This is a genomic window from Archangium gephyra (genome assembly GCF_042230915.1).
GTDB classification, from domain to species: domain Bacteria; phylum Myxococcota; class Myxococcia; order Myxococcales; family Myxococcaceae; genus Archangium; species Archangium gephyra_B.
The window spans coordinates 6,879,636-6,902,867 of the sequence record NZ_CP102578.1 but is presented as its reverse complement, the minus strand read 5'-3'; the positions used below and the strand labels follow the sequence as shown (position 1 = coordinate 6,902,867).

Below are 23,232 nucleotides of genomic sequence, written 5' to 3'. Positions count from 1 at the left end.
GCCGTCACGGCGTGGGAGTGGCCTCCTGCGGCTTCGCGTCCTGGGCGCCCTGCTGCTCGCGGCAGAAGGAGAGCTGCTGCTTGATGACGTCGAGCGGCACGGCCAGCTCCAGCTTGAACTCGTCGCCGTCTGGCTTCACCTTCGCGAAGTCCAGCAACTGCGCCAGCTCCTTCTCGCCCTCGGCCTGCGCCTTCATCCGCGCCAGCGACAGCGCACCCCCGAGCGACTTGCCCAGGTCCGTCACCTTGTCCGCGTTCGGCCCCTTCACCTGCGCCGTCATCGCGAAGTCCGAGCTCGCGTCCACGTGCAGCTCCACGTTCTCCGCCACCTCGGCCAGCCGCGCCGCCAGCTCCTGCTGCTCCTGCGGGAAGAGCTTCTTGAGCTGCTCCGTCGAGAGCACCCCGTACATCTCGCCGTACGTGCTGCCCTCGGAGATGACGGGCGGCTCGTCCGGGCCACGGCCTTCCACGCGGTCGATGACCTCCTTCACTCCCTCCGGCGTATCGCCGAACACCAGCATCTGGTTGTTCCACAGCCCCAGTGACGGCCTGAGCGGCTGGATCATCCGGGGACGGCCCTCCGGTGGGGGCGGCGGGGGCTTCGCCTCGAAGAGCCGCGCGCCGTCGCCGTAGTCGTAATCCGTCCCCCCCTCCCTGGCGAGCAGGTCCTTCAGCTTCCCGTCCCCGAAGTTCCCCGAGACGATCACCCCGTTGTCCGTGATGACCAGCCGGTCCAGGTCCTTCAACGGGTCCACGCCCGTCTCCTGCTTGAAGCGCTCCAGGCCCTTGCTGCCCCGGTTCATCAGGCACTCCAGCAGCAGCTCCCCGATGGGCGAGTGGCGGATGGCGTTGGCCTCGATGACCACCGCCGTCTTCCCCTTGCCCCGGGGCAGCGCCGCCAGCACTGGATCACTCGGCCGCAGCGGCTGCTGGGCCACCGTCCCCGCGTCCACCACCGGCGTCACATACGTGCGCCGCTTCTCCATGCGCTCGCGCTCCGCCGGCCGCAGCTTGTACGGGAACGCCACCTTCGGCGGGGGAGGGGTCTCCTCCTCGCCCTGTCCGGAGAGCATCAGCCACGCGGCCAGGCCGAACAGCACCACCGCGAACACCAGCCACAGCCCACGACGCCGCTGCATCAGTAATCCCTCCCCTCGAACCACCAGAAGCCCACGGCCAGTACGCCCAGGCCGAACACGAACACTCCCACCAGCAACATCGTCAGCGACTGCACCCCCAGCTGCGCCGAGGCCGCCAGGTCCATTCCCGCCCTCGCCAGCGCGGACAGCCGCGGCAGCACCAGCGTCACCCCCTTGAAGAGCTCCCGGCTCAGCCCGTCCTCGATGAAGGGCGCGATCTTCGTCCGGAAGCCCGCGATGATGCCGCCCACCAGGGTGATGCCCCCCAGCGCCGCGCACAGGGCCGCGCTGCGGATGAGCGTCGCCGTCGTCAGCATCACTGCGTACACCGCCGCGAAGCTCACGCACGCCAGCAGCGCGGAGATCACCGGCCCCGCCGTCCAGTACCCCGTCTTCACCCCGAAGATGAGCACCAGCCCCAGCGAGCCGTACAGCGACCCGAACAGCGCCAGCGTCATCACCCCGAGGAACGTGCCCGCCAGGATGTGCCAGCGGCGCAAGGGCAGGGCGAGCAGGTGCTCGATGCGGCCCGGCGACAGCAGGCTCGGCGCGAAGTCCGAGCACGAGACGATGCCGAACAGGATGCCCCCGTAGAAGACGATGGCCGCCGCCGCCATGAACACCGGCTTGAGCGCCACGTCCACCGCGCGGATGTCCACGTCCATCACCTCGCCGAACAGCCGCGAGGCCGCCAGCGCGCCGTCCACCACTTCAATCCGCAGGCTCAGCGACAGCGTCACCAGGATGCCCGTGACGCCCAGCAGGAAGGCCAGGATGAACTTGCGCGAGGCCGCCTCGCGCAACACGTAAGCCGCGATTCCCAGCACGCCGTTCATGCCGCCACCCCCATGGCCGAGGCCAGCACCGACTCCAGGTCCTGCCCGTCCCGCTTGAGCTCCACCAGCAGCGCTCCCGCCGCCCTCGCCTTGTCCAGCGCCGCGTTCAGCCCCGGCGCGTCCGCCGCCTCCACGTGGTACTGGCCCTCGGTGCCCGCCGCCGTGAAGCCCGCCGCGCCCAACGCGCCCGCGTCCGCTCCCGGGGCGAAGCGCACCACCCACCGCCCCCCGCCGCGCGCCAGCTCCTCCAGCCGCCCCTCGCGCAGCACCTTGCCGTTCCCGAGGATCGCCACCCGGTCGCACAGCCGCTCGGTCTCCGCCAGCAGGTGCGAGTTGAGGAAGAGCGTCGTGCCCCGCTGCACCTCCTCCTGGAGGATCCGCCGCACCTCCACCCGGCCGATCGGATCGATGCCGTCCGTCGGCTCGTCCAGGATGAGCAGGGCAGGGCTGCCCAGCATCGCCGCCGCCAACCCCAGCCGCTGCCGCATGCCCTTCGAGTACCCGCCGATGCGCCGGCCCAGCGCGTCTCCCAGCCCTACGCGCTCCAGCAGGCGCAGGTGGGCGGCCTTGTCCGGCTTCAGCCCCTTGAGGCTCGCCACCGTCCCCAGGAAGACCGGCGCCAGCCACGAGCCCGGCAGGTGCAGCCGCTCGGGCAGGTAGCCAATGCGGGCCCGGATCCTCGGATCCTCGGGCGAGCCGCCGAGCACCCGCACCGTCCCCTCCGTCGGCTGGACGATCCCCAGGATGCTCTTGATGAACGTCGTCTTCCCCGCGCCGTTGGGGCCGATCAGCCCGAACGCGCTTCCCTCTGGTACGGAGAGGTCCACACCCCGCAGAGCCTCGTGTCCGGCGCGGAACGCTCGCCGGTAGGTCTTACGGAGTCCGATGACTTCGATGGCTGGCACGATGCGCACTCTACGACGGAGGGCGCCCGCGATTGCCCTGCACGCCACACAAGCCACCGTCCGAGCCCGTGTCCCGGCCGCTCGCGCGAGCCGCTGCGCACCCGGGAAATGCGGTGCGCACCTTTTTTCCGGGTGCTTGGAGCTCCCAACTTTTCCGGCCTTCGTGGTTTCGCGCCCTTGCGGGGCGCCACTGCATGGCCCGGCGTATGCACAAGCCCAGAAGCACAGGAGGCAACACCCCATGTCCACGATCAAGCTGATGGAGCAGGAGCTGTACGCGGCGCGCCGGGAGCTGGCGGAGGCGGAGCGCGGTCTGCGCGAGAACACCGAGGCGGCCCGGACGCGCTATGCCCGCGCCGTCCACGAGGCCGAGCTGGCCGAACGCATGGCCGCTCGCATGTCCAGGCAGCGCAGCTGGCTCGACGAGAGCTGGCGCCTGGCTGGTGTCTGAGCGGCCCTGATTCGTCGATTTCCTTTCCGGGGCCCGCCAACGGTTTATACCGTCGGCACATGGCTTATCCGATCCATCGACCCCGCCGTCTGCGCCGCAACGCGGTGCTCCGTGAGATGGTGCGCGAGACCACGCTCGCGCCCTCGGACTTCATCTACCCGCTCTTCGTCGTCGAGGGCCGCGACATCCGCCGCCCCATCGGCTCCATGCCTGGCATCTCCAACCTCTCGGTGGAGCATGCCGTCGCCGAGGCGAAGCAGGCCCATGCCCTCGGCGTGCCCGCGGTGCTCCTCTTCGGCATCCCGAATCACAAGGACGCCCAGGGCTCCCAGGCCTACGCGCGCGAGGGCATCGTCCAGCGCGCCATCCGGGAGATCAAGAGCGCCCTCCCCGACATGCTCGTCGTCGCCGACGTGTGCCTGTGCGAGTACACCGACCACGGCCACTGCGGCATCATCGAGGGCGGTCACGTCGCCAATGACGCCACGCTGCCGCTGCTCTCGCAGATGGCGGTGACGTGCGCCCAGGCCGGCGCGGACATCATCGCCCCCTCGGACATGATGGACGGGCGCGTGGCCTCCATCCGCTCGGCGCTGGACGAGGTGAAGCTCACCGAGGTCCCCATCCTCTCCTACGCCGTGAAGTACGCCTCCGCCTTCTACGGGCCCTTCCGCGAGGCCGCTCAGAGCACGCCCCAGTTCGGCGACCGGCGCACTCACCAGATGGACCCCGGCAACGTGCGCGAGGCCCTCAAGGAGACCGACCTGGACATCGAGGAGGGCGCGGACATGATCATGGTCAAGCCCGCCCTGTCCTACCTGGACGTCATCCACCGGGTGCGCGAGCGCGTGGACGTGCCGGTGGTCGCCTACAACGTGTCCGCCGAGTACTCCATGGTGAAGGCCGCCGCGCAGAACGGGTGGATCGACGGAGATCGGCTGATGCTGGAGATTCTCACCTCCATCAAGCGCGCGGGTTCAGATCTCATCATCACGTACCACGCGCTGGAAGCCGCCAAGCTGCTCGGTTGACGGTGGGACGCGGCGCCTCTACACAATCCGCACATGGCCCCTCGTAAGAAGAAACGGCCCCCGCCTCGCAAGGCGGCACCCCCGGCGGCGACCCGGCGCACCCCCCGCGCTGGCAAGCGCCCGGGTGCCGCCCGCACCGCTGTGCCCGCCGCCACCGTGCGTCCCGCGGGCCCCCTGCAATACAAGGTCGTCGAGCTGTCCACCGTGGACGAGGGGACGCTCGAGCGCACCGCGAATGAGTGGAGCGCCCGGGGCTGGACCCTGGACGGGGTGCAGTTCGCCATGCGCGAGTCCTCCAAGCGCCCCGCCATGGCCTTCGTCTTCTTCACCCGCGAGGGAGAGCCCGCCGCCCAGGACGTGGAGGGCGCGCGCGGCCGGCTGCGGCAGATGTCCGAGACGGGCTCGCCCACGGCCCAGCTGGTGGCCTCGCCGGACTTCACCGGCAACGCCGCCGCCCCCTCCTCCGTGTACCAGCGGCCCCCGGGCATGGTGAGCGCCCATGAGCGGCTCGCCCAGCTCGCGGGCCTGGACGAGCCCGAGCGCCCCGAGCGGGGCCTCATCCTGGAGCCCGACGAGTGAGCCCCTCCCATCAAGTCTTCTCCCATCCCCGCCGGCCCGGCCTGCGCGTGGTCCATGACGGGGACGAGCAGACCGGCTCGCCCTATCCCAAGGCCTCGCTGTGGATGCGGCTGGGCGCGCGCATCGTGGATGTGGCCGTGGCCTGGGGCCTGTGCGTGGTGTGCGGCGCCGCCGGCGAGGTGGTGGCGCTGCTCTTCCTGCTGCTGGCCGACGGCATGCTCCAGGGCCAGAGCGTGGGCAAGCGCATCTTCGGCGTGAAGGTGATGCACCTGCCCACGCAGTCGGCCGCGCGCCACCGCGACAGCACCCTGCGCAACGCGCCCCTGGCCCTCATCGTCCTGCTGGGGATGATGCCGCCGCCCCTCGGGCTGGTGGCGGGCCTCGCGGGGCTGGTGGTGATCGGCGGCGTGGAGGCCCTGCGCGTGGTGAGGGATCCGCTCGGCTGGCGGCTGGGGGACACCTGGGCCCAGACGCAGGTGGTGGATGGGAAGGTCGTCGCCGGAGCAACGGTTGCAGCACGCACACCTGTGACGGCCGCTCGCGTCCCAGGCAGGTTCTTGTCCGCGGCCCGGCTTCGCCGGATCCGCCATTTCAAGAAGTCCAGAAGGGGAAAGCCTTGCGCATCGCGCTGACCTACAACCTCAGGTTGTCCGACTCGGAAGACGAGGCGGAGTTCGATACCCAGGAGACGGTGAACACGCTGGCCTCGGCCATCGAGCGGCTCGGTCACCGGCTGGAGCGGTTCGAGGTGAGCGGCCCGGCTTCCCGCACCGTCGCGCGGCTCGAGGCGTACAGCCCGGACCTCATCTTCAACATCGCCGAGGGCCGCCGCGGCCGCTTCCGCGAGGCCTTCTACCCGGCGCTCTTCGAGGAGCTGGGCTTCGCCTACACGGGCTCTGACGCGTACGGGCTGGCGGTGACGCTGGACAAGCAGCTCACCAAGCTGGTGCTCTCCAAGCACGGCATCCGCACCCCCGGCTGGCAGTTCGTCGAGAAGCTCAACGAGCTCAAGGCCGAGGAGCTGCGCTTCCCCGTCATCATCAAGCCCAACTTCGAGGGCTCCTCCAAGGGCATCACCCAGGACTCGGTGGCCGAGACGGTGGAGCAGGCCCGCGAGAAGGTGGCCCAGGCCCTGGCGCGCTACCCGGCCGGGGTGCTCGTCGAGGAGTTCATCAGCGGCTCGGACATCACCGTCCCGTACCTGGCGGCGGTGCAGAACGACCATGACGGCGTGCTCAGCCCGACGGAGTACGACATCGATCCGGCCGCCATCGCCGGCCGCAAGTACGCCATCTACGACTACGAGCTGAAGACGAAGAAGGACAGCGCCGTGAAGGTGCGCGCCCCGGCCAACATCCCCTCGAAGGTGGCCGAGGAGATGCGCACCATGTCCAAGAAGATCTTCCAGGCGCTCGACTGCCGCGACCTGGGGCGCATCGACTTCCGGCTGAGCGACGCGGGCGTGCCGTACTTCCTGGAGATCAACGCGCTGCCCAGCCTGGAGCCGGGCGCGGGCATCTACGCCGCCGCGGCCATGGAGGGCGTGCACCTGGACGGGGTGGTGGGCGCCATCATCCAGAGCGCGGCGCGGCGCTACAAGATCAAGGACGGCAAGCGCCAGGGCAAGCCGGCGCGCAAGTCGGGCCCGCTGCGCGTGGGCTTCACCTACAACGTCAAGCGGGTGAAGCCGGCGTTGGACGGCCAGGCGGTGGAGGACAGCGAGGCCGAGTACGACTCGCCCACCACGCTGCAGGCCATCCGCGAGGCCATTGCCTCGTGGGGCCACGAGGTGGTGGACCTGGAGGCCACGGCGGAGCTGCCCAGCGTGCTGGCCAGCACGCCCCTGGACATCGTCTTCAACATCGCCGAGGGCTTCAAGGGCCGCAACCGCGAGAGCCAGGTGCCGGCCATGCTGGAGCTGCTGGACATCCCGTACACGGGCTCGGATCCGGCCACGCTCTCCATCGCGCTGGACAAGGCGCTGGCGAAGAAGATCGTCCGCCAGGCGGGCATCCACACGCCCAACTTCCAGCTCATGCACACGGGCAAGGAGCGGCTCAACAAGGACTTCACCAGCTTCCCGCTGATGGTGAAGCCGGTGGCCGAGGGCTCCTCCAAGGGCGTGGTGAGCAAGAGCGTGTGCCACAACGAGGCGGAGCTGCGCGAGGTGGTGAAGGAGATCGTCACCAAGTACCAGCAGCCGGCGCTCATCGAGGAGTACATCGGCGGGCGTGAGTTCACGGTGGGCCTGCTGGGCGAGCGCCGCCCGCGCGTGCTGCCGCCGATGGAGATCGTCTTCCTGGACAAGGCGGACAAGACGCCCATCTACAGCTTCGAGCACAAGCTGGATTGGACGGATCGCATCCGCTACGACGCGCCGGCGAAGCTGGAGCCCGCGTTGTTGGAGAAGCTGAGGGCGGCGGCGCGTGGCTCGTTCATGGCGCTGGGGTGCCGCGACGTGGCGCGCATCGACTTCCGCATGGACGACAAGGGCCGCATCTACTTCATCGAGTGCAACCCGCTGCCGGGGCTCACGCCGGGGTGGAGCGATCTGGTGCTCATCGCCCAGGGCGCCGGCATGGACTACCGGGGGCTCATTGGCGAGATCATGGCCCCGGCCATCCGCCGCTACAAAGAGCGCGAGGCCCGCCGCGCCGCCGACGAGAGCGCGCTGATGAAGCTGGCCATGGAGAAGGCCTCCCTCGAGAAGGCCGCCATGGCCGAGGACAAGCCCGGGGCCGTGCCCGTGACGGGCTCCTCGGGCTCCGGCTCGTCCTCCTCGGGTGAGGGGCCCGTCCGCATGGACATGAAGGCCCACTGAGGCGGGACTGACCTTTGAGACCAGGGGCTCGGCATCCCGAGGGGAGACCTCGGGGCCGGGCCCTTCGTTCATCTGCCGCCTGCCGGGAGGGGAGTCCGGTGCCGCTCGGCCACGCGGTAGAGCCGGGTGAGGGAGAAGTCCAGCAGGGCCTGGCGCGAGCGCATGTAGTGGCGTGCGCGGACGAAGGGCATCCAGACGCGGTCGCCCACGAGCACCTGGGCCTCCTCGAGCTTCTCGCGCGGTATCCACCGGCCGCCCAGGTTGTGCACCAGCACCTCACCCAGGTAGGCGCCGATGGCGGGCACCGCGCGCTCGTCAATGACTTCGCGCAGGTACCTGGTGGGGAAGTCTTCGCGCCAGAAGTAGAAGTCGGCGTCGGTGAGGGACTCGGGCGTGGCGCCGAAGACGGAGGGCACCCGGGTGTGCAGCAGGGCCACGAGGAGCTCGGCGAGGTAGCTGTAGTGCTCGAGGGCGCGCTCCAGGTTCTCCACGTCCGGGGGCAGGGCGGAGCTGGCGGGGCGCCACTCCTCGGGCTCGGGCGGCTGCCACGCGTTGAATCCGGCGATCCTGCGCTGGCGCTCGTGACTGACGGTGTGGTCCGCCACGCGAGTGAGGAGCGGGGCCATATCCGGGTGGAAGTGGGGCTCCACGGGGGCGAGCACGGCGCTCCGCTCGCGGAGGGTGCGCAGCACGGTGGTGAAATCCAGGTCCGGCCGGAGGTGGCAGTGGGCGCGAGCCTGGGCCAGGCGCGCCTCCTCGCTGGCGAAGTCCGTGGCGGTGGGCCGCGTCACCAGGAGGACGCAGCCGTTGGGCAACTCCTCCACTCGCCAGGCTGGAGTGGACAGCATGCGCTCGCGGCCGACGGACTCCACCAGCTTCGGGCCGAAGACGTTGAGCCAGCAGACCTCGTAGATCTTGTCGAAGCCGTCTCTTCGTCGAGTCTCGTCGTCGCGGCCGAAGGAGGGGAAGTCCGCCAACGCCGTGTCATCGCTGCTGTGGGCGACGGCATGGGAGACCGGGTAGCGAGAGGCCCAGGCGCGCACCATCTCCACGAATTGGCGGCAGCGCTCCGCCTCCGCGAAGAAGGAGAGAGGCTTCGCCTTGAACCAGACCTCCAGCGTGGGAGGCCGGGGGGGGAAGCAGAGCCAGAGTGACATGTCCAACGCGGGCCACTTCGTCCGGTAGAGTCCGAGGGCCGTGCTGTTCCCATCGCGCCGCTCTTCCAGTGCCTTCCAGATGGCGGCACGGGCGTATTTGCGTCGCCGCTTGCCGTTGACGACATCCGGCATCCACCCGTCGGCGTACGCCTCGAGCGCTTGGAAGAAGGGCTCCAACTCGCTCTCGAGAGCCTCTCGTGAGTCAAAGGCGCCGTCGAAAGAAAGCCAGAGGTAGTCCTCGTCCTTCGAATCGTGAAACTCCACCACCTTCATTGGAACAGCACCTCCACTCCCGGAACCTCGCTCCTGGTTTTATCCACGGCTCTCTCCAAGGTCTTTACATCCCCGGGCTTGAGCACGCCCTCCTCGTAGACGAGGCGGACCCGCTGGACGGGCACCTGGCTGCCCTGACGCAGGAGAGGCTGGAGGGAGTCCCGGCGAATGTCGAGCGTCCCGCCGTACTTCTGGAGAGCTTCCCTCGCGTCCGCAACCATCTGAGCTGCCAATGCCTCGTATTTCAACTCCGAGAGGCTTCTGCTCTTGAAGCTGAACGTCTCGACACGAGGGGAACCTCCGGTGGCTCCCCCCTCCTCGATGACGAGCACATCCGCATAGCGCAGGCCGCTCTCCGGTGTCCTCACGCCCACGTACTTGTGAATGCGAGGTTGGATGAAGGCTCCCAGGAAGCGGCGTTGGGCTCGGGGCAGGGCGGCATCGGCTTCCAGCAACGCGACCATGAGGCGCTCGAAGGCCAACCCCCGGGTGAACCCCTCCCACATCTGTTCGTAGCGCACCCAGCGCAGAGGCGCCTGGGCGGCCTTGCCCTGTCTGATTTCTCCCAGGCGCTTCTCGTAATAGGCGACGTACTCTCTCCAGCGCGGGTTGCCCTCGGCTCCGGGTGGAGGAGCGTCCGGGGAGGGACGCTGTTTCTCCAGCACCGCCACATCCCGGGGCAGACGCGGGCCCGGGGCTTCCAACTCCACCAGCGCCAGCCGCGCCTCCACCACCTCCCGGGTGAGGCCGGCCCCCTCGTCCACCAGTGAAGCCAGGTCCCAAGGCTGCTCCGCGACGCCCACCACCTGCCCGGAGCCCGGGTGCTTCCCGCTCCTCGCCGTCGAGGAGCCGGTGGCCCCGGGTGTGGCCTTGGACATGAGTGCCTGCGCCCGGGCCACATCGCCCCGGGCCTCGCGCAGCGCCAGTGCCGCGTCCACTCCCCCCACGGCCACCAGGCGGCCCGCTTCCCGGCGAGCGCGGATGTCCCGGGCCAACTCCCTCATGCCTTCCAGGCCCAGCTTCCCCTCCACCTGCCGCGCCATCTCCTGGAGGACCCGCAGGCGCAACTCCAGGGCCTGGAGCCCGCCGAGGGCAGGCGTTCCGGCACCCGCCACCCCTCGGGCTTCGGACAGGGCTCGCAGGCCCTTGCCTCCCGCGTACAGCGTCCCCAGAAGCAACGCGGGCGCCAGCTCGCGCGTGGCCTGCTCGTACTTGCCCTGGGTGAGGGAGGAGGCCCCGTGGCCCGTGCCCGCCACCAGGTAGTAGAAGCCCAGCGGCACCCCAAACGTCATCGAGTCGAAGGTGCCCAGCGCCACACTGCCCGCCGAGAAGTGACGCACGCTCAGCGCCTGCTGCACCGCGTGGGCGGCCTGCTGGTAGGGCGGGGGCAACTGCGCCCACCGCCCGGTCATCTCCATGTAGCGCCCGCCGTCCACCATCGGGCTGGTGGAGAGCACGTCGCGTGCGGCGCGGCCCAGGCCTCGCATGACGTCGCTGGCCTGCTCGGTTCTCTCTGGATGGAGGGAGAGGGGGAGGCCCCGCGCCTCCAACTCCTGGCGCACGGTGGGCATGAGGGCCAGCGTCTGTCCGAGTCGCTTGTCTCTGGCCAGTAGCCGCAGCACCGCATCCACTTCGTCGTCGTAGGCCGAGTGCAGCACGAAGAGGGCGAACACTTCGGCGTGGAAGGGGCCGTAGCGCTCGGTGGCACTCACGAGGAATGCGGCGCGCTTGAGTTGCAGCAGGTGGGCGGCGTCCTCACGCACCGGCCCCAGGGCGCCCAGCCGCACCGCGCTCCAGTCGTCCAGGGCCTCCACCAACCGGCGCATGTCCACGTGCTGCTGCAATGCGACGAATTCGGCGGGCGAGGTGCAGGTGAGAAAGGGCGCCAGCAGTTCGTCCTCGTGGCCGGAGGACAGGTCGGGCCAACCCGGGGTCACGGCCCGGCCACCGCACGTGGCGGGGTTCTGGGGGCCAGTCCCCCCACTGGCCGCCGCGTACACGGCCGCCTCGCCCGCATCCACCCTGGTGTCCGAGCCCGGGCTTCGGGCGCCGAGGCGCCGGTGCAACCGCTGCGGCTCGCTTGTCTCGGGGGAGACGAGTGAGGAAGGTGTTGGGTATGAGCTCGAGAGGGCGCGCCGGCCGTGTATGCCGCTCGCCCCGGGAGGCGGTGTCAGCGAGGCGCAGCCGGTGAGGAGCAGGGCGGATCCCAGCAGCAGTAGCGCATGCCCTGCGATCGTTCGTCCGCTCACTTGGATTGGGGGACTTCCAGCGGGTGGGAGGACACGGATGTGACGGGTTGGGACGAGGGGCGCCTCAGTCGTTGGAGAAGACCTCGAACCGGCAGAGCGTCTCGAAGCCGAGGCGCTCCAGGAGCGGTGCGGAGGTGCTCGAGCGGGCGTGGGAAGTGGCGAAGGGGATGTCCTGCCCGGCGGCGTAACCGAGCCGCGCGTTGACGAGGGCCCGGTACAACCCTCGTTTGCGGAAGGCAGGGAGCACGACACCGCTGAGCAGGTACACGGAGCGCTCGAAGGTGACGAGCCCCGCCGTGCCCGCGGGCACACCCCGATACCGCGCCAGGAAGAGGCGGTGGCGGCGGCCGGGGTGCGTGAGAACGAGCCGGTTGAACGCGGTGATCGGCTCCGGGTCCATCTCCCAGCCCGCGGCCATGGTTCGCGAGAACTCCTCCACCGTGGACTCGTCCACCTGCTCCACGGTGACGTCGCTCGCGGCCTCGGCCGGTGCTGCGGCCGTCTCGCGGATCATCCCCAGCGTCTCGCTTCGGCGCAGGCCCCGGCGTGCGAGCCGCTCGGCCAGGTCCGCGGGCCGGCAGTCGGGTCCCACCGTCCAACGGAAGCGCAGCCCGAGGCGGCGGTAGGTCTCGAGCGTCTCGTCGATGACGGCGTCGGCCTCATTCTCGTCCAGGGCCGAGAAGGCCACCTCGTTGAGGCCGCCCTGACGCAGCGAGGGGGTGATGAGCTGCAGCCAGCCCGGACGCTCGACGACCTGCGTATCCGGGAGGGGGATGAAGGCCCGACGGGGAGTTTCGAGCACCTCACGCAGGCGCTCGCTCCCGGTCTCGAGATCACCGGTCGGCATGGGGCGACGTTAGCACGCCACTCAGAGCATCACGGTGTTGGCGTCCAGCCCGAGCAGGACGCTGCCGATGAGCTCCAGGGTGGAGGGAGCCACCATGGCGTGCTGGGTGGCCACGTGGATGTCGCGTAGGCAGCGCTGCAACGGGCTGGCGCGGTAGACGGCCGTGCCTCCCGCGGCCTCGTACATCCGGTCCACCACGCGCGCGGCGCTCCGCGTGGCGTGCGTGAAGGCCAGCCGCAGCTCCGCCCGATGCTTCACGGACACCTCTGCGCGCGTGCCGGCCTCGAACGTGGTGTTCACCGTCTCGAACAGGAAGGCGCGCGCGGCACGCAGGGTGGCCTCGGCGTCCGCCACCGCCTCCTGCACCGCGGGCCGCTTCGCCAGCAACTGGCCACCAGCGGCGATGAGCTTCTTCTGGTTCGCCAGGGCCGTCAGCTCGTCGATGGCGCGGCGGGCGATTCCGAGCGCGACGGCCGGGATGCCCACCCCCAGGAGCCCGAAGGCGGGGAAGCCGTAGAGGGGAGACGCGACACGCGGGCGCTCGGTGATGATCGACATGCTCCGCTCGGCGGGCACGAAGACGTCCCGCACCTCCATGTCGCCGCTGCCCGTGCCGCACAGGCCCGCCGCGTGCCAGGTGTCGTGCAGCGTCACGTCCGCGATGGGGAAGAAGAACAGGCGCACCTCGGGCATGGGCCCGCGCATCTGGGGGGCACCGTCCTTCGTCACCACCGCGCCTCCCAGCAACCAGCGGCAGTTCTGGCTGCCACTCGCCCACGGCCAGCGCCCGGTGACCCGGTAGCCCCCCTCGACGAGCTCGGCGCGGCCCATGGGGGCGGCCACTCCGCCGGTGATGACGTCCGGGGCGCCGTAGATGAGGCGTGCCTGCGGCTCGGGCAGCCAGCCCGAGCACATTGCCGTGACGGCGCCGATCATCACGCACCAGCCCGTCGAGCCATCCGCCCGCGCGAGCGTCTCGAGCGCCTCGATGACGAGGGCAGGGTGCATCTCGAAGCCGCCGTAGGCCTCGGGCACCACCATGCGGAAGAGGCCGGCCTGGGCCAGCTCCTGGGCGAGATCGGCTGGCAGCCGGCGGGCTGTTTCAATCTCCTCGGAGCGGGCGGCCGCCTTGGGCGCGAGTTGGCGGGCGGCGGCGAGCACCGGGTGCTCTCCGGCGGGCTTCAGGGCGACAGGGGGGGGGGTCGTCATGCCGGGAGCGTACGAGGAGCCGGACCCGCGTTGCCAGTGACGCTCCTACGCCCATGTGCCGAGCGGCTGCTTCCTCGCCCGTCGAGGGCATCACACCCCGCCCTCCGGGGCATCACGTCCTGTCCGGCCCATGTCCATCCTTGAAGTCGAAGACAAGCACCCGTCTTCCAGGGAGGCGCGCATGGTCCGCGGATTCGCCATTACCACGTCCACTTCCTCGATCCGGCTGGATGGCTCGGGCCGGGGAGAGCTCACCTTCACCGTCTCCAATGCGCTGGGGCGCCCCGTCCGGGGCCGTGCCGTCGTCGAGCCGGAAGGCGCGACCTCCCGGGACTGGTTGGCGCTCGAGGGCGAGTCCGAACGCGACTTCCCTCCCGATGGAACCCACCAGTACACCGTGAGGGTGAACGTTCCTCCGGGCACGCCCCAGGGGCAGCACGCGTTCCACCTGTCCATGGTGAACGTGGCCAATCCCGACGAGGAGTTTACCGTCGGGCCCTCGGCGAGCTTTCAGGTCCCTCTTCCCCAGGCGCCCGCGCCCAAGAAGAAGCTCCCTCTGGCGTGGATCGCGCTAGCCGCCGGCATCCTCGTCATCGCCCTGGGCACCTTCTTCGCGCTGCGCGGCCGGGGCGGAGAGCAAGCCGCCGAAGGCGTCGGTGGCGCGGGCCAGGCGGGACAGGCCCCCGCGAAGGAGGCGTTCCTGAGCCTCGATGGAAAGGGGGGCTACGTCGAGCTGGGCAACCCGAGGGAGCTGATCTTCTTCGGCCCCATCACGATCGAGGCGTGGGTCCGGCCGCGGTCCCTGAATGGCATCCGCAACATCGTGGTCCACGGTCACACCAACTCGCCTCCCGCCGAGGTCTACCTCCGCATCAACAACGGGAAGTACCAGGTCGGCTCCTTCAACGGGCAGGACTTCTCCACGAGCGCCGACGTCCCCTCCTCGGACGTGGGCCGGTGGGTCTACCTGGCCGGGGTCTACGACGGCGCCCGCTGGGTCCTCTACCGGGATGGGGAGTTGGCGTCTTCCACGCCCCAGACGCTCGGGGCCTTCTTCGTGGATGCGCCCTGGGCCATTGGCGCCAGGGGCGGCGGGCGCGAGCGCTTCTTCCAGGGCGACATCCGGGACGTGCGCATCTGGAACCTGCCCCGCGGCCAGCAGGAGGTCCGCGCGGACAAGGACCGGACCTTCACGGGCAACGAGCCGGGCCTCGTCGGCTACTGGCCCTTGAACGAGGGGCAGGACGTCGTGGCCCGGGATCTCTCCCCCAGCAAGAACGATGGGCTCATCCGCGATGGCACCTGGAGCTCGGAGTAGGCCTCCGCGGGGAGTGGGGTATTTGATGTAGGCAGTGGTTACATCTTGCGCGTGGAGGCCCGTTGAGCGAGGAGGGCGGCATGGCCATGCGCGGCACCCGGAAGAAGACGGCGGACAAGCCCCAGTACCACCATGGAGATCTGCGCCGGGCGCTGTTGGATGCCTCCCTGACCCTCATCTCCCAGGAGGGCTTCGGGGCGCTGACGCTCCGGGAGGTGGCCCGGCGGGCCGGGGTGACGCATGCGGCGCCCTACCGTCATTTCGAGGACAAGGAGGCGCTGCTGGTGGCGGTGGCCGAGGAGGGCTTCCGCGTCATGAAGGCCCGCATGCAGGAGCGCATGGCCCGGGAGACGACGCCCGAGGGCCGTCTGGTGGCCTGCGGCGTGGCCTACGTCCTCTTCGCCATGGAGCACCCCGCGCACTTCCGGGTGATGTTCGGCCCGCACTTCACCCAGCCGCCGCAGCTGGGGCCGCCCGGTGGGGACACCGACTCCTTCGGTCTGCTGATCGACTGCATCACCGAGGGCCAGCGGGCCGGCGTCATCCACGAGGGCGAGCCCCATGTGCTCGCGCTGACATGCTGGTCCCTGGTGCACGGGCTGGGCTCGCTGCTGGTGGACCGGAAGCTGGAGTTCGCGGGCGTCACCACCGTCCCCAAGGCCGAGGCGGTGGCCCTGGAGCAGACGCGTCTGTTGCTACGAGGGCTGACGCGCGCGACGAGCAATTGACCGGGAGAGCGCCTCGGCTAGGTTGGCGCCCCATGGCCAACCCACCCGAGAGCGAGCCCACCGAGAAGCGCGTCCGAGCCCGGGAGCTGGGCATCCCGTTGGGCCGTTTCAAGACTGGCAAGCACAACGCCATCACCGACGTGGAGGGCGTGCTCGTCGGGCACAGCACCATCATCCGGGGCGAGGGGCCGCTGCGGCCGGGCCATGGCCCCGTGCGCACGGGCGTCACCGCCATCCTGCCCAACCGGAGCAACATCTTCATGGAGCGCCTGAACGGGGGGGGCTTCGTGCTCAACGGCGCCGGCGAGGTGGCCGGCATGACGCAGCTCATGGAGTGGGGCCTGGTGGAGACGCCCATGCTCCTCACCAACACCATGTCCGTGGGCGCCGCCTCGGACGCCCTGGCCCGCCACATGGTGGAGAAGTACCCGGGCATCGGCGACGAGCACGACGTCATCATCCCCATCGTCGGCGAGTGCGACGACAGCTACCTCAACGACATCTCCGGCCGCCACGTGCGCGCCGAGCACGTCTTCGAGGCCATCCGCAACGCCTCGGAGGGCCCCGTCCCCGAGGGCAACGTGGGCGGCGGCACCGGCATGGTGACGTGCGACTTCAAGGGCGGCATCGGCACCTCCTCGCGCAAGCTCCCCGAGGCCCTGGGCGGCTACACCCTCGGCGTGCTCGTCATGAGCAATTTCGGCAAGATGCACAACCTGCGCGTGGGCGGCCTGCCCGTGGGCGAGGTGCTCGCCGAGAAGTTCAAGGACACGCCCCGGCGCGGGCAGACGTACGGCTCCATCATCGCCGTGGTGGCCACCGACGCCCCCCTGCTCAGCCATCAGATCAACCGCCTGTGCAAGCGCGTGTCGCTGGGCATCGGCCGGGTGGGCAGCTACGCGGCGCACGGCTCGGGGGAGATCGTCGTCGGCTTCTCCACCGCCAACATCATCCCCCGGCGCACCCAGAAGATGGTCTACAAGCTGAAGATCCTCCTGGATCAGCGCCTGGACCCCCTCTACGAGGCGGTCATGGAGGCCACCGAGGAGGCCATCCTCAACTCCATGTGCATGGCCACCTCCATGAAGGGGGTGAACGACAACTACGTCCCGGCGCTGCCGCTGGACGAGGTGCGGCGCTTCGTGCAGGCCTGCCGGCCCATCTTCGCCTCGGTGAAGAAGCGCCCCCAGCAGACGAGCGCCCCCGTGGGCCGGGACAAGCCGGCGGACGTGGACAAGGAGGGGGAGGTGACGGCCGGAGCGGTGCTCCCCACCGAGGTCCGGGGCGCCGAAGGCATCCCGTATCCCACCCGGCCGGCCCCGGACGATATCGAGGACTCCTCTTCTGGTGGATCTTCTGGTAGTTAGGCGCCCCTCGTTTGTCCTACCTCTTTCAGGAGACGCCTCCATGGCCCGCAGCAAGAGCAAGCACCGCCGCGTTCAGAACAAGATCAAGCAGAAGTGGAAGCGTCAGTTCAAGCGCAAGGCGGCCAAGGCGGCCGAGGGCGAGAAGAAGTAATCTCGCTCGGTTGTCTCGGACCCGCTCCGCGCGAGCACGCTCGCCTGCCTACTGGCGGGTCGCCGTGAAGGGGCGGGTCACCGAGCATCGCCGGGTGTTGCTGCCCGTGGTGCTCGAGTAGGTCCCCTGCCAGTCCCCCACCAGTCTGGGCACGCCGCCGTCCCCGATCGCGGGGATGTAGCGTCCGGACAGGATGGCCGAGTCGGGCCCCCGGGTCCCCCCATCCGTCGCCTGCCCCAGGCTGTCGCCCACCAGGCTGAAGTCGTATGTCTGGAAGAGCGTGCCGCGCAGCGTCATGCCGTCCAGCGTCGCGGCGACCTCGCTGCCCTGGCGGCTCACGTCCAGCGGCCCCTGGGGGAGCGCCACCGTTATACCCTCGCAGGCGGAGGGGAGCGTCCCCGGCTCCAGCTCCAGGCCGTAGAGGCCCTCCATGGGGGGGCAGTCGGTGCAGCCCCGCGAGGAGCCTCCGCACCCGGGGGCGAGCAGCAGCACTCCGGCCAACGTGAGGGCGGAGGTGGGGAATCGGAAGCGTCCAGAAGTCATGGATCGTCTACCTCACGAAACGCGCCCAGGCTTCCCGCTGGGAAGCGAAGTTCCTACGTTCTGTCGCGTGCTGGGCGGGGTGTCGTTGTTGGGGGTGGAGGGGTGGGCGTGACTGGGCTCGACACGAAGCGGTGGTCCAATCTTATCTTCGCCGGGCTCTTCGCCCTGGCGCTGATTCTCTTCTCGAGAATCCTGCTTCCTTTCCTGATGCCGGTGTTGTTGGGCGGCTTCCTGGTGGTGCTCTTCCGGCCCCTGCAGGATGTCCTGTTCCGGACCCGGCTGAGGGCCTATCCGGCGCTGTGCGCGGGTCTGTCCACGCTGGCCGTCTTCCTGCTCATCCTGGTGCCGCTGTCGGTGGTGGGGTGGCTGGTGGGGCGCGAGGTGCTGGCGCTGCTGGAGCATTCGCAGGCGTTCCTGGACGGGGTGGATCAGCAGCAGCTCGTCGCGAGCCTGCCGAGGGGGCTGCGGCGCTTCGTGCCGGCCAACCTGCACGGCTCGCGCACGGAGGAGGCGCTGCTGGGGGCGATGACCAACGGGGCCTCGGTGATCACGGACCTGCTGGGGGCCGGCACGGAGCTGATCATCGATCTCTTCCTGATGGCCGTGGCCATGTACTACTTCTTCCTGGACGGCCGCCGCCTCTGGGCCGAGTCCACGCAGCTGGTGCCGCTGGACAAGCGCTACATCCAGGCGTTCGCGCAGGAGTTCACGGACGTGGCGCACGCCATTGTCTACGGCAACACCATCACCGCCTTCGTGCAGGGGGCGATGGGGTTGGTGGGGCTGATGCTGGCGAAGGTGCCGCACGCGGGCGTGTGGGGCGCGGCCATGGTGCTGGTGTCGCTGGTGCCGGTGGGTGGCACGGCGCTCGTCTGGGGCCCCATCGGCGTGGTGCTGGTGATGGCGGGCAAGGTGAACGAGGGCGTCTTCCTGCTGGCCTGGGGCGCCTTCGTGGTGGGCAGCATCGACAATGTCATCCGGCCGAAGCTGTGCGGCTCGCGCATGGCGCTCCACCCGCTGCTCGTCTTCCTCTCCATGTTCGGCGGGCTGGCGGTGTTCGGGATGATGGGGCTGCTGGTGGGGCCGCTCATCGCCTCGCTCTTCATGGCCATGGTGCGCATCTACCGGCGTGACTTCCTGGGCCTCCAGCCCGTGGTGCTTCCGGCGGTGGCCCAGCCCGCGCCCGTGCCCATGGTGGTGCCGCAGCCGGTGGCCGCGCCGCAGACAGTGATCGCTCCTGGACCAACGGTGGCCGAGGTCTGACGCCCGGCTTGCGCGAGCCTGGACAACGGCCCGCGCGCTGGGTGAGTCTGCTGGCCATCCATGATGGCCTCTGGACGCTGGTTGTCTCGCTGGGGCGCGGTGCTGGCCCTGGCCCTGATGCTCACCTCGCAGGCCGCGCGCGCGGAGCGCGTGGCCGTGTCCGCGCTCGAAGGGGACAAGAACAACAAGCTGCGTGCCCAGGTGACGGGGCTGCTGCGCAAGACGCGCCAGGTGCAGGTGTTGCCGCCCGCGGCCTGGGCGATGGCCGCCGCGAAGCAGAAGCTGCGAGGCCCCGCCTCCGTTGATCGCCGGGTGGTGGCGCGTCTGGCGCCGACGCTGAAGGTGGATGCCGTGCTCACGGGCTCGGCGGGGCGGACCTACAGCACCTTCAGCGCCCGGCTCCTCGACGAGGAGGGCCAGGAGATCTGGACCGGGGAGTTCGTGCTGCAGCGCGGGCTGCTGCCGAAGTACGAGGCCCGGAAGTTCACCCAGGCGGTGATCGACGCGGTGAAGGCGTCGAACGCGCCCGCTGAGGCGCCCGAGTCCGAGCCGTCAGCGCCCGAGCCGCCGGAGTCGGTGGCCGGCTCGGCTCCCGTGCCCCAGCCGGCGCCCGCGGTGGAGCCGCCCGCGCCCGAGCCCCATGCGGTGGGCACGGGAGAGGCGGAGGCGGTGGAGCCGGCCCGTCCAGCGCAGCCCGAGCCGCCGCCCGCGCACCAGGGGACGGCTTCCGCTCCAAGGGCCGAGGCCACGCCCGGGGCGGCTCCGAAGCCGGTGCTCGTTCCGGAGTCGAAGCCCGTTCCCGCGTGGGAGGAGCTGGACGAGGAGTCGCACACGTACCTCACGGAGCTCGAGGGCAGTGGGGGAGGTTTTCCCGAGCAGGAGGAGGAAGACGGGGTGTTGGCCGGGGGCCGGATGCCCTCGCGGCTGAAGGTGTTGCTCGGGGCGGCGGTGACGTGGCGCCGCTACTGCGCGCGGCCGGGCGTGACGTCGTGCAGCGAGTACGACGCGCGGCCTCCGGAGCAGCAGGTGGGGGACATCTCGGACTTCACCTCCCAGGCGCCGTACGCGGGGATCGCCGCGGAGGCGGAGGTGTTTCCCCTTGCGCACTGGCCGACGTTGCTGCGCGGCGTGGGGCTCACGCTGGGCTACCAGCGCAGCTTCGCGCGCACGACGGTGCAGGTGTCCTCGCCGGTGGGCGAGACGCCCGAGCGCGAGGTGTACGCGACGGACACGGCCTATGGGGCGATGCTCGCCTACCGCTACTTCTTCGATCTGGGGACGCAGGCGACGCCGCTGTGGGGCCACGCCGGGGTGCGGCTGGGAGGGCTCGGCCGGGAGTTCGACGTGGGCGAGCGGATGGACGTGCCGCTGCCGGTGGTGCACCGCTTCTACCCGGCGGTGGGGTTGGACGTGTCGGTGCCGCTGATGCGCGCGGTGCGCATCGAGGGCTCGGGCCAGCTCTTCTTCCGGCCCAACCCCGGGCAGTCGCTCCTGCGGGACGAGGATGGCTCGCAGGTGGCCGAGGTGCGCGACTACGGCGAGTCGGTGTCGAGCCTGGGCTGGGCGGCGGAGCTGGGCGTGGCGGGAGACCTCTGGGGCCCGCTCGGCTACTCCGCGCGCTTCCGGCTGGAGTCCTACAAGGATCGCTACACGGGCGTGGGCACCCGGCGCGGCTGGACGGAGAGCGGCGTGGCCGAGGAGTCCTACTCGAGCATCGTCGCGGGGGTCACCGCCGCCTGGTGAGGCTCCGGGTAACCCCCAGGCCCGTCACACCGAGATGAGGCCCTTGCGGATGCCCTCGGTGACGGCCTCCACGCGGTTGGTGACCTCGAGCTTGCGGTAGATGTGCTCGAGGTGGGTGCGGATGGTGGCCTTGGAGAGGTTGAGCAGCCGGGCCGCCTCGCTGTTGGACACGCCCTTGGCGATGAGCTGGAGCAGCTCCGTCTCGCGGTTGGACAGCGGCTTGAGCAGGGGCTCGCTGGCCTCGGAGGCGGCGGGTGGGGCCTCGGGCGCGGCGGGCGCGGGCGGCGAGGCCACGGGCTCGGTGGGAACGGGGCTCGAGTCCGGCTCCACGCGGAAGTGGCGCAGCAGCCGGCGCGCGAGGCTCGGCTGGATGACGGTGCCGCCGGCGCGCACCTCCTTGATGGCCTCGATGATCTTGTCCGCGGGCGTGCCCTTGAGCAGGTAGCCCGAGGCCCCGGCCTTCACCGCCTCGAGGACTTTGTCCTCCTCGTCGAAGATGGTGAAGATGAGGATCTCCACCTCGGGCCAGCGGGCCTTGACCTCGCGGGTGACGTCGATGCCGCTCATGCGTGGCAGGCCCAGGTCCAGCAGGAGGACGTCCGGGGTGACCCGGGGCACCTCCTCGAGCGCGGCCTCGCCGGACAGCGCGGTGCCGACGATGGTGATGTCCTGGTTGCTCTCGAGCAGGCGGAGCTGGTTCTTGAGGATCTTGGTCTGATCCTCGACGACGAAGACGCGGATAGGGGAGGGCGCGATCGCTTCGGTCATGGGCTGGAGGGGAGGGAGAAGGATACGCGGGTGCCGTGACCCGGCGCCGAGTCGACGATGAGGGTAGCGCCGAGCTTCATGGCCCGCTCGCGCATGTTGAGCAGGCCGTAGTGGCCGCGAGGCGTCTGCTTGGGATCGAAGCCCTTGCCGTCGTCGCGGACGATGAGGTGCACCCGGTCCAGGTCGTAGTCGAGCTTCACCTGCACCTGCCTGGGCTGGGCGTGCTTGACGGCGTTGGAGAGGCACTCCTGGAGGATGCGGAAGAGGGCGAGCTGGGCATCCGGGGACAGCTTGCGCGGCAGGCCCGTGCGCTCGAAGCGCAGGTCCACCTGGGTGCGGTCGCCGAACGTCTTCACGTAGTCCTCGAGCCCCTGGGTCAGCTCGAAGTCCTCGCGCATCATCTGCAGGTTGCGCCGCAGCTCCTCGATGGACTCCTCGGCGGTGGCCTTGAGCTCCTGGATTTCCGAGCGCAGCGAGTCGTCCTTCGCCATGCCGAGGATGAACTCGGCCTGGATGATCATCGAGGAGAGCGAGGCGCCCAGGCCGTCGTGGATCTCCCGGGCCAGCCGGTTGCGCTCCTCCACCACGGCCATCTCCTTGAGATCGCCCTGCAGCTCCACCACCTCGCGGTGGGCGAGGGCATCACGCTCGGTGAGGTACACCAGCACGTAGATGATGGTGAAGTTGAGCGCTGAGTACCACAAGATGGTGAGCACCTCGACGGCGGTGACGTCGCGGTTGAGCAGCAGATCCAGCCGGGCGGTGATGGGCAGCGCCAGTAGGGGCGGGACGACCCCCAGCGGCTTGGGGAAGAGGATGGCGAAGAGGGTAGTGAAGACGAGCTGCGTGCCGAGCAGCGGGCTCTGCAGACCGCCGCCGACCTGGGGCTTGTTGATGAGCACCACGGTGATGAGCAGGTCGAAGCACAGGGTGATGTACGTCACCCAGCGGCCGGCCTTGGGGTGGTCGATGACCGTGAAGTTCGCGACGCTGTAGAGCAGCATCGCGAAGTAGCCGGCGAAGGCAAAGGTGCCCTGGAAGGCGAAGTAGGAGGACCACTCCGGCACCGCGAGGATGGCCATGCCCAGGGTGAGGAACATGAGGCGCGCGTAGTAGAGGGCGCGGGCCCGGGCCACGAAGCGATCCTGCTCCCACGAGGCCGCGGCCTGCTCGGCGGAGATGCTGTCGGTGAGCTTGCGACGCTCGAGCACCTCGCGCACGCGAGCACGCCGGTGCGAGTCGGGAGTGTCTTCTTCGAGCGTGAGGACGGGTTCCATCGAGCCGGCAGCTTAAGGGACCTGCCGGGTTTTCGGGAATACCACCACTCCGGACGCCTGCCTCCCTGGTGCTGGGAGGTGGCGGGGACTACTGCGCCTTCTGGGTGACGCAGGCCTTGCGGGCCTCGGGCTGGCGCTCGAAGACGTACTCGAGCCGGTCCCGGCTCTCACCGGTGGCCTCGTTGAAGAGCGGGGTGCCGCCCGCGTACATGGTGCCCTCGGCGTTGCCGTAGCGGTCCAGCTTGTGCTCCTGGAGCCAACGGTCCACGCAGGCCTCGACCGTGGCCTGATCGCCGCCCTGGCCCTTGGGGCCGCCCGCGTCGGGGGGAGCGGTGAGGGTGGACCCGGTGGTGCCGGTGGTCTGGCCGACGTTCTGTCCGGCATCATTGGCGGTGGGGTTGTCGGCGGGCTGGTTCTCCCCGGTCTTCTTGGGGCAGCCGGTGGCGAGCAGGGCGACGGCGAGGAGGGCGAGCGCGTGTCTCATGAGTCCTCTGGGTGGGAAGGCGGGGTGAAGGTGCTCCGCGACGGTGCGCGGGTGGGAGTGGCGACGGAGCGGGGCGGGAAGATATTCGTTCGGG

The 23,232-nt window shown here is 70.1% G+C and carries 22 protein-coding genes; 11 read left to right on the top strand and 11 right to left on the bottom strand.

The genetic code is table 11. From position 1 onward, the window contains the following. Positions 1–4 precede the first annotated feature (4 nt). The 3 genes from NR798_RS26995 to NR798_RS26985 are packed head-to-tail and all read right to left on the bottom strand — an operon-like array spanning position 5 to position 2,879. A complete protein-coding gene (locus NR798_RS26995; protein ID WP_375765379.1) occupies positions 5–1,138 on the bottom strand; it encodes a hypothetical protein in 1,134 nt (377 codons plus the stop codon). Next, positions 1,138–1,974: a hypothetical protein gene (locus tag NR798_RS26990; RefSeq protein ID WP_375765378.1), complete on the bottom strand. Its 837-nt coding sequence runs from the start codon at positions 1,972–1,974 to the stop codon at positions 1,138–1,140. Before NR798_RS26990 ends, NR798_RS26995 begins: the two co-directional genes overlap by 1 nt. Further along, on the bottom strand, positions 1,971–2,879 hold the full coding sequence (locus tag NR798_RS26985) for an ABC transporter ATP-binding protein (RefSeq protein ID WP_375765377.1): 909 nt from the start codon (positions 2,877–2,879) through the stop codon (positions 1,971–1,973). Before NR798_RS26985 ends, NR798_RS26990 begins: the two co-directional genes overlap by 4 nt. A 241-nt stretch (positions 2,880–3,120) precedes the next feature. On the opposite strand from NR798_RS26985, the gene NR798_RS26980 reads away from it, so the two are divergent. From NR798_RS26980 to NR798_RS26960, 5 genes are read left to right on the top strand one after another with little or no spacing between them, the layout of a single operon-like run. Beyond that, a complete protein-coding gene (locus NR798_RS26980; RefSeq protein WP_375765376.1) occupies positions 3,121–3,330 on the top strand; it encodes a hypothetical protein in 210 nt (69 codons plus the stop codon). Positions 3,331–3,389: 59 nt separating this feature from the next. Next, positions 3,390–4,361, top strand: a complete 972-nt coding sequence (hemB, locus tag NR798_RS26975) for a porphobilinogen synthase (RefSeq protein ID WP_375765375.1) — start codon at positions 3,390–3,392, stop codon at positions 4,359–4,361. Positions 4,362–4,394: 33 nt separating this feature from the next. Next, positions 4,395–4,940: a hypothetical protein gene (locus NR798_RS26970; protein ID WP_375765374.1), complete on the top strand. Its 546-nt coding sequence runs from the start codon at positions 4,395–4,397 to the stop codon at positions 4,938–4,940. A gap of 41 nt (positions 4,941–4,981) precedes the next feature. Beyond that, positions 4,982–5,572 carry an RDD family protein gene (locus tag NR798_RS26965; protein WP_375773827.1) on the top strand — a complete coding sequence of 197 codons (591 nt, stop codon included), beginning with the start codon at positions 4,982–4,984 and terminating at the stop codon, positions 5,570–5,572. Beyond that, a complete protein-coding gene (locus NR798_RS26960; RefSeq protein WP_375765373.1) occupies positions 5,557–7,761 on the top strand; it encodes an ATP-grasp domain-containing protein in 2,205 nt (734 codons plus the stop codon). Before NR798_RS26965 ends, NR798_RS26960 begins: the two co-directional genes overlap by 16 nt. Positions 7,762–7,829: 68 nt before the next feature. Here the strand turns inward: NR798_RS26960 and NR798_RS26955 are convergent, their stop codons facing one another. The 4 genes from NR798_RS26955 to NR798_RS26940 form a co-directional block, all read right to left on the bottom strand. Further along, entirely contained in the window at positions 7,830–9,191 is a 1,362-nt protein-coding gene (locus tag NR798_RS26955; RefSeq protein ID WP_375765372.1) for a hypothetical protein, read from the bottom strand. Continuing rightward, positions 9,188–11,128, bottom strand: a complete 1,941-nt coding sequence (locus tag NR798_RS26950) for a hypothetical protein (protein WP_375765371.1) — start codon at positions 11,126–11,128, stop codon at positions 9,188–9,190. Before NR798_RS26950 ends, NR798_RS26955 begins: the two co-directional genes overlap by 4 nt. A gap of 376 nt (positions 11,129–11,504) precedes the next feature. After that, entirely contained in the window at positions 11,505–12,287 is a 783-nt protein-coding gene (locus NR798_RS26945) for a GNAT family N-acetyltransferase (RefSeq protein WP_375765370.1), read from the bottom strand. 21 nt (positions 12,288–12,308) lie between these two features. Continuing rightward, the gene (locus tag NR798_RS26940) at positions 12,309–13,496 is read right to left on the bottom strand and encodes an acyl-CoA dehydrogenase family protein (protein WP_375765369.1); all 1,188 of its coding nucleotides are present in this window, start codon (positions 13,494–13,496) and stop codon (positions 12,309–12,311) included. A 181-nt stretch (positions 13,497–13,677) separates the two neighbouring features. Here NR798_RS26940 and NR798_RS26935 point away from each other — a divergent pair, with 181 nt between their 5' ends. The 4 genes from NR798_RS26935 to NR798_RS26920 all read left to right on the top strand — a co-directional run bounded on the left by NR798_RS26935 (position 13,678) and on the right by NR798_RS26920 (position 17,060). Then, positions 13,678–14,814, top strand: a complete 1,137-nt coding sequence (locus NR798_RS26935) for a LamG domain-containing protein (RefSeq protein ID WP_375765368.1) — start codon at positions 13,678–13,680, stop codon at positions 14,812–14,814. 80 nt (positions 14,815–14,894) lie between these two features. Beyond that, a complete protein-coding gene (locus NR798_RS26930; RefSeq protein WP_375765367.1) occupies positions 14,895–15,542 on the top strand; it encodes a TetR/AcrR family transcriptional regulator in 648 nt (215 codons plus the stop codon). Between the two features lie 32 nt (positions 15,543–15,574). Further along, positions 15,575–16,909, top strand: a complete 1,335-nt coding sequence (locus tag NR798_RS26925; protein ID WP_375765366.1) for a P1 family peptidase — start codon at positions 15,575–15,577, stop codon at positions 16,907–16,909. A 40-nt stretch (positions 16,910–16,949) separates the two neighbouring features. Beyond that, a complete protein-coding gene (locus tag NR798_RS26920) occupies positions 16,950–17,060 on the top strand; it encodes a hypothetical protein (RefSeq protein WP_047858218.1) in 111 nt (36 codons plus the stop codon). A gap of 48 nt (positions 17,061–17,108) precedes the next feature. Here the strand turns inward: NR798_RS26920 and NR798_RS26915 are convergent, their stop codons facing one another. Continuing rightward, positions 17,109–17,426, bottom strand: coding sequence for a hypothetical protein (locus NR798_RS26915; RefSeq protein ID WP_375765365.1), 318 nt, complete (start codon positions 17,424–17,426; stop codon positions 17,109–17,111). Between the two features lie 279 nt (positions 17,427–17,705). Between NR798_RS26915 and NR798_RS26910 the strand changes: the two genes are divergently transcribed. Both NR798_RS26910 and NR798_RS26905 read left to right on the top strand, forming a co-directional pair. Continuing rightward, a complete protein-coding gene (locus NR798_RS26910; RefSeq protein ID WP_375765364.1) occupies positions 17,706–18,866 on the top strand; it encodes an AI-2E family transporter in 1,161 nt (386 codons plus the stop codon). Between the two features lie 60 nt (positions 18,867–18,926). After that, on the top strand, positions 18,927–20,609 hold the full coding sequence (locus tag NR798_RS26905; protein WP_375765363.1) for a hypothetical protein: 1,683 nt from the start codon (positions 18,927–18,929) through the stop codon (positions 20,607–20,609). A 24-nt stretch (positions 20,610–20,633) separates the two neighbouring features. On the opposite strand, the gene NR798_RS26900 is transcribed toward NR798_RS26905, so the two are convergent. The 3 genes from NR798_RS26900 to NR798_RS26890 all read right to left on the bottom strand — a co-directional run bounded on the left by NR798_RS26900 (position 20,634) and on the right by NR798_RS26890 (position 23,138). Beyond that, positions 20,634–21,377, bottom strand: coding sequence for a response regulator (locus NR798_RS26900; protein ID WP_375765362.1), 744 nt, complete (start codon positions 21,375–21,377; stop codon positions 20,634–20,636). Next, positions 21,374–22,654 (bottom strand): sensor histidine kinase, encoded by a 1,281-nt coding sequence (locus NR798_RS26895; RefSeq protein ID WP_375765361.1) that lies wholly within the window; start codon positions 22,652–22,654, stop codon positions 21,374–21,376. The genes NR798_RS26900 and NR798_RS26895 overlap by 4 nt, the downstream gene beginning before the upstream one ends. 88 nt (positions 22,655–22,742) lie before the next feature. Continuing rightward, positions 22,743–23,138: a hypothetical protein gene (locus NR798_RS26890; protein WP_375765360.1), complete on the bottom strand. Its 396-nt coding sequence runs from the start codon at positions 23,136–23,138 to the stop codon at positions 22,743–22,745. Positions 23,139–23,232 lie beyond the last annotated feature (94 nt).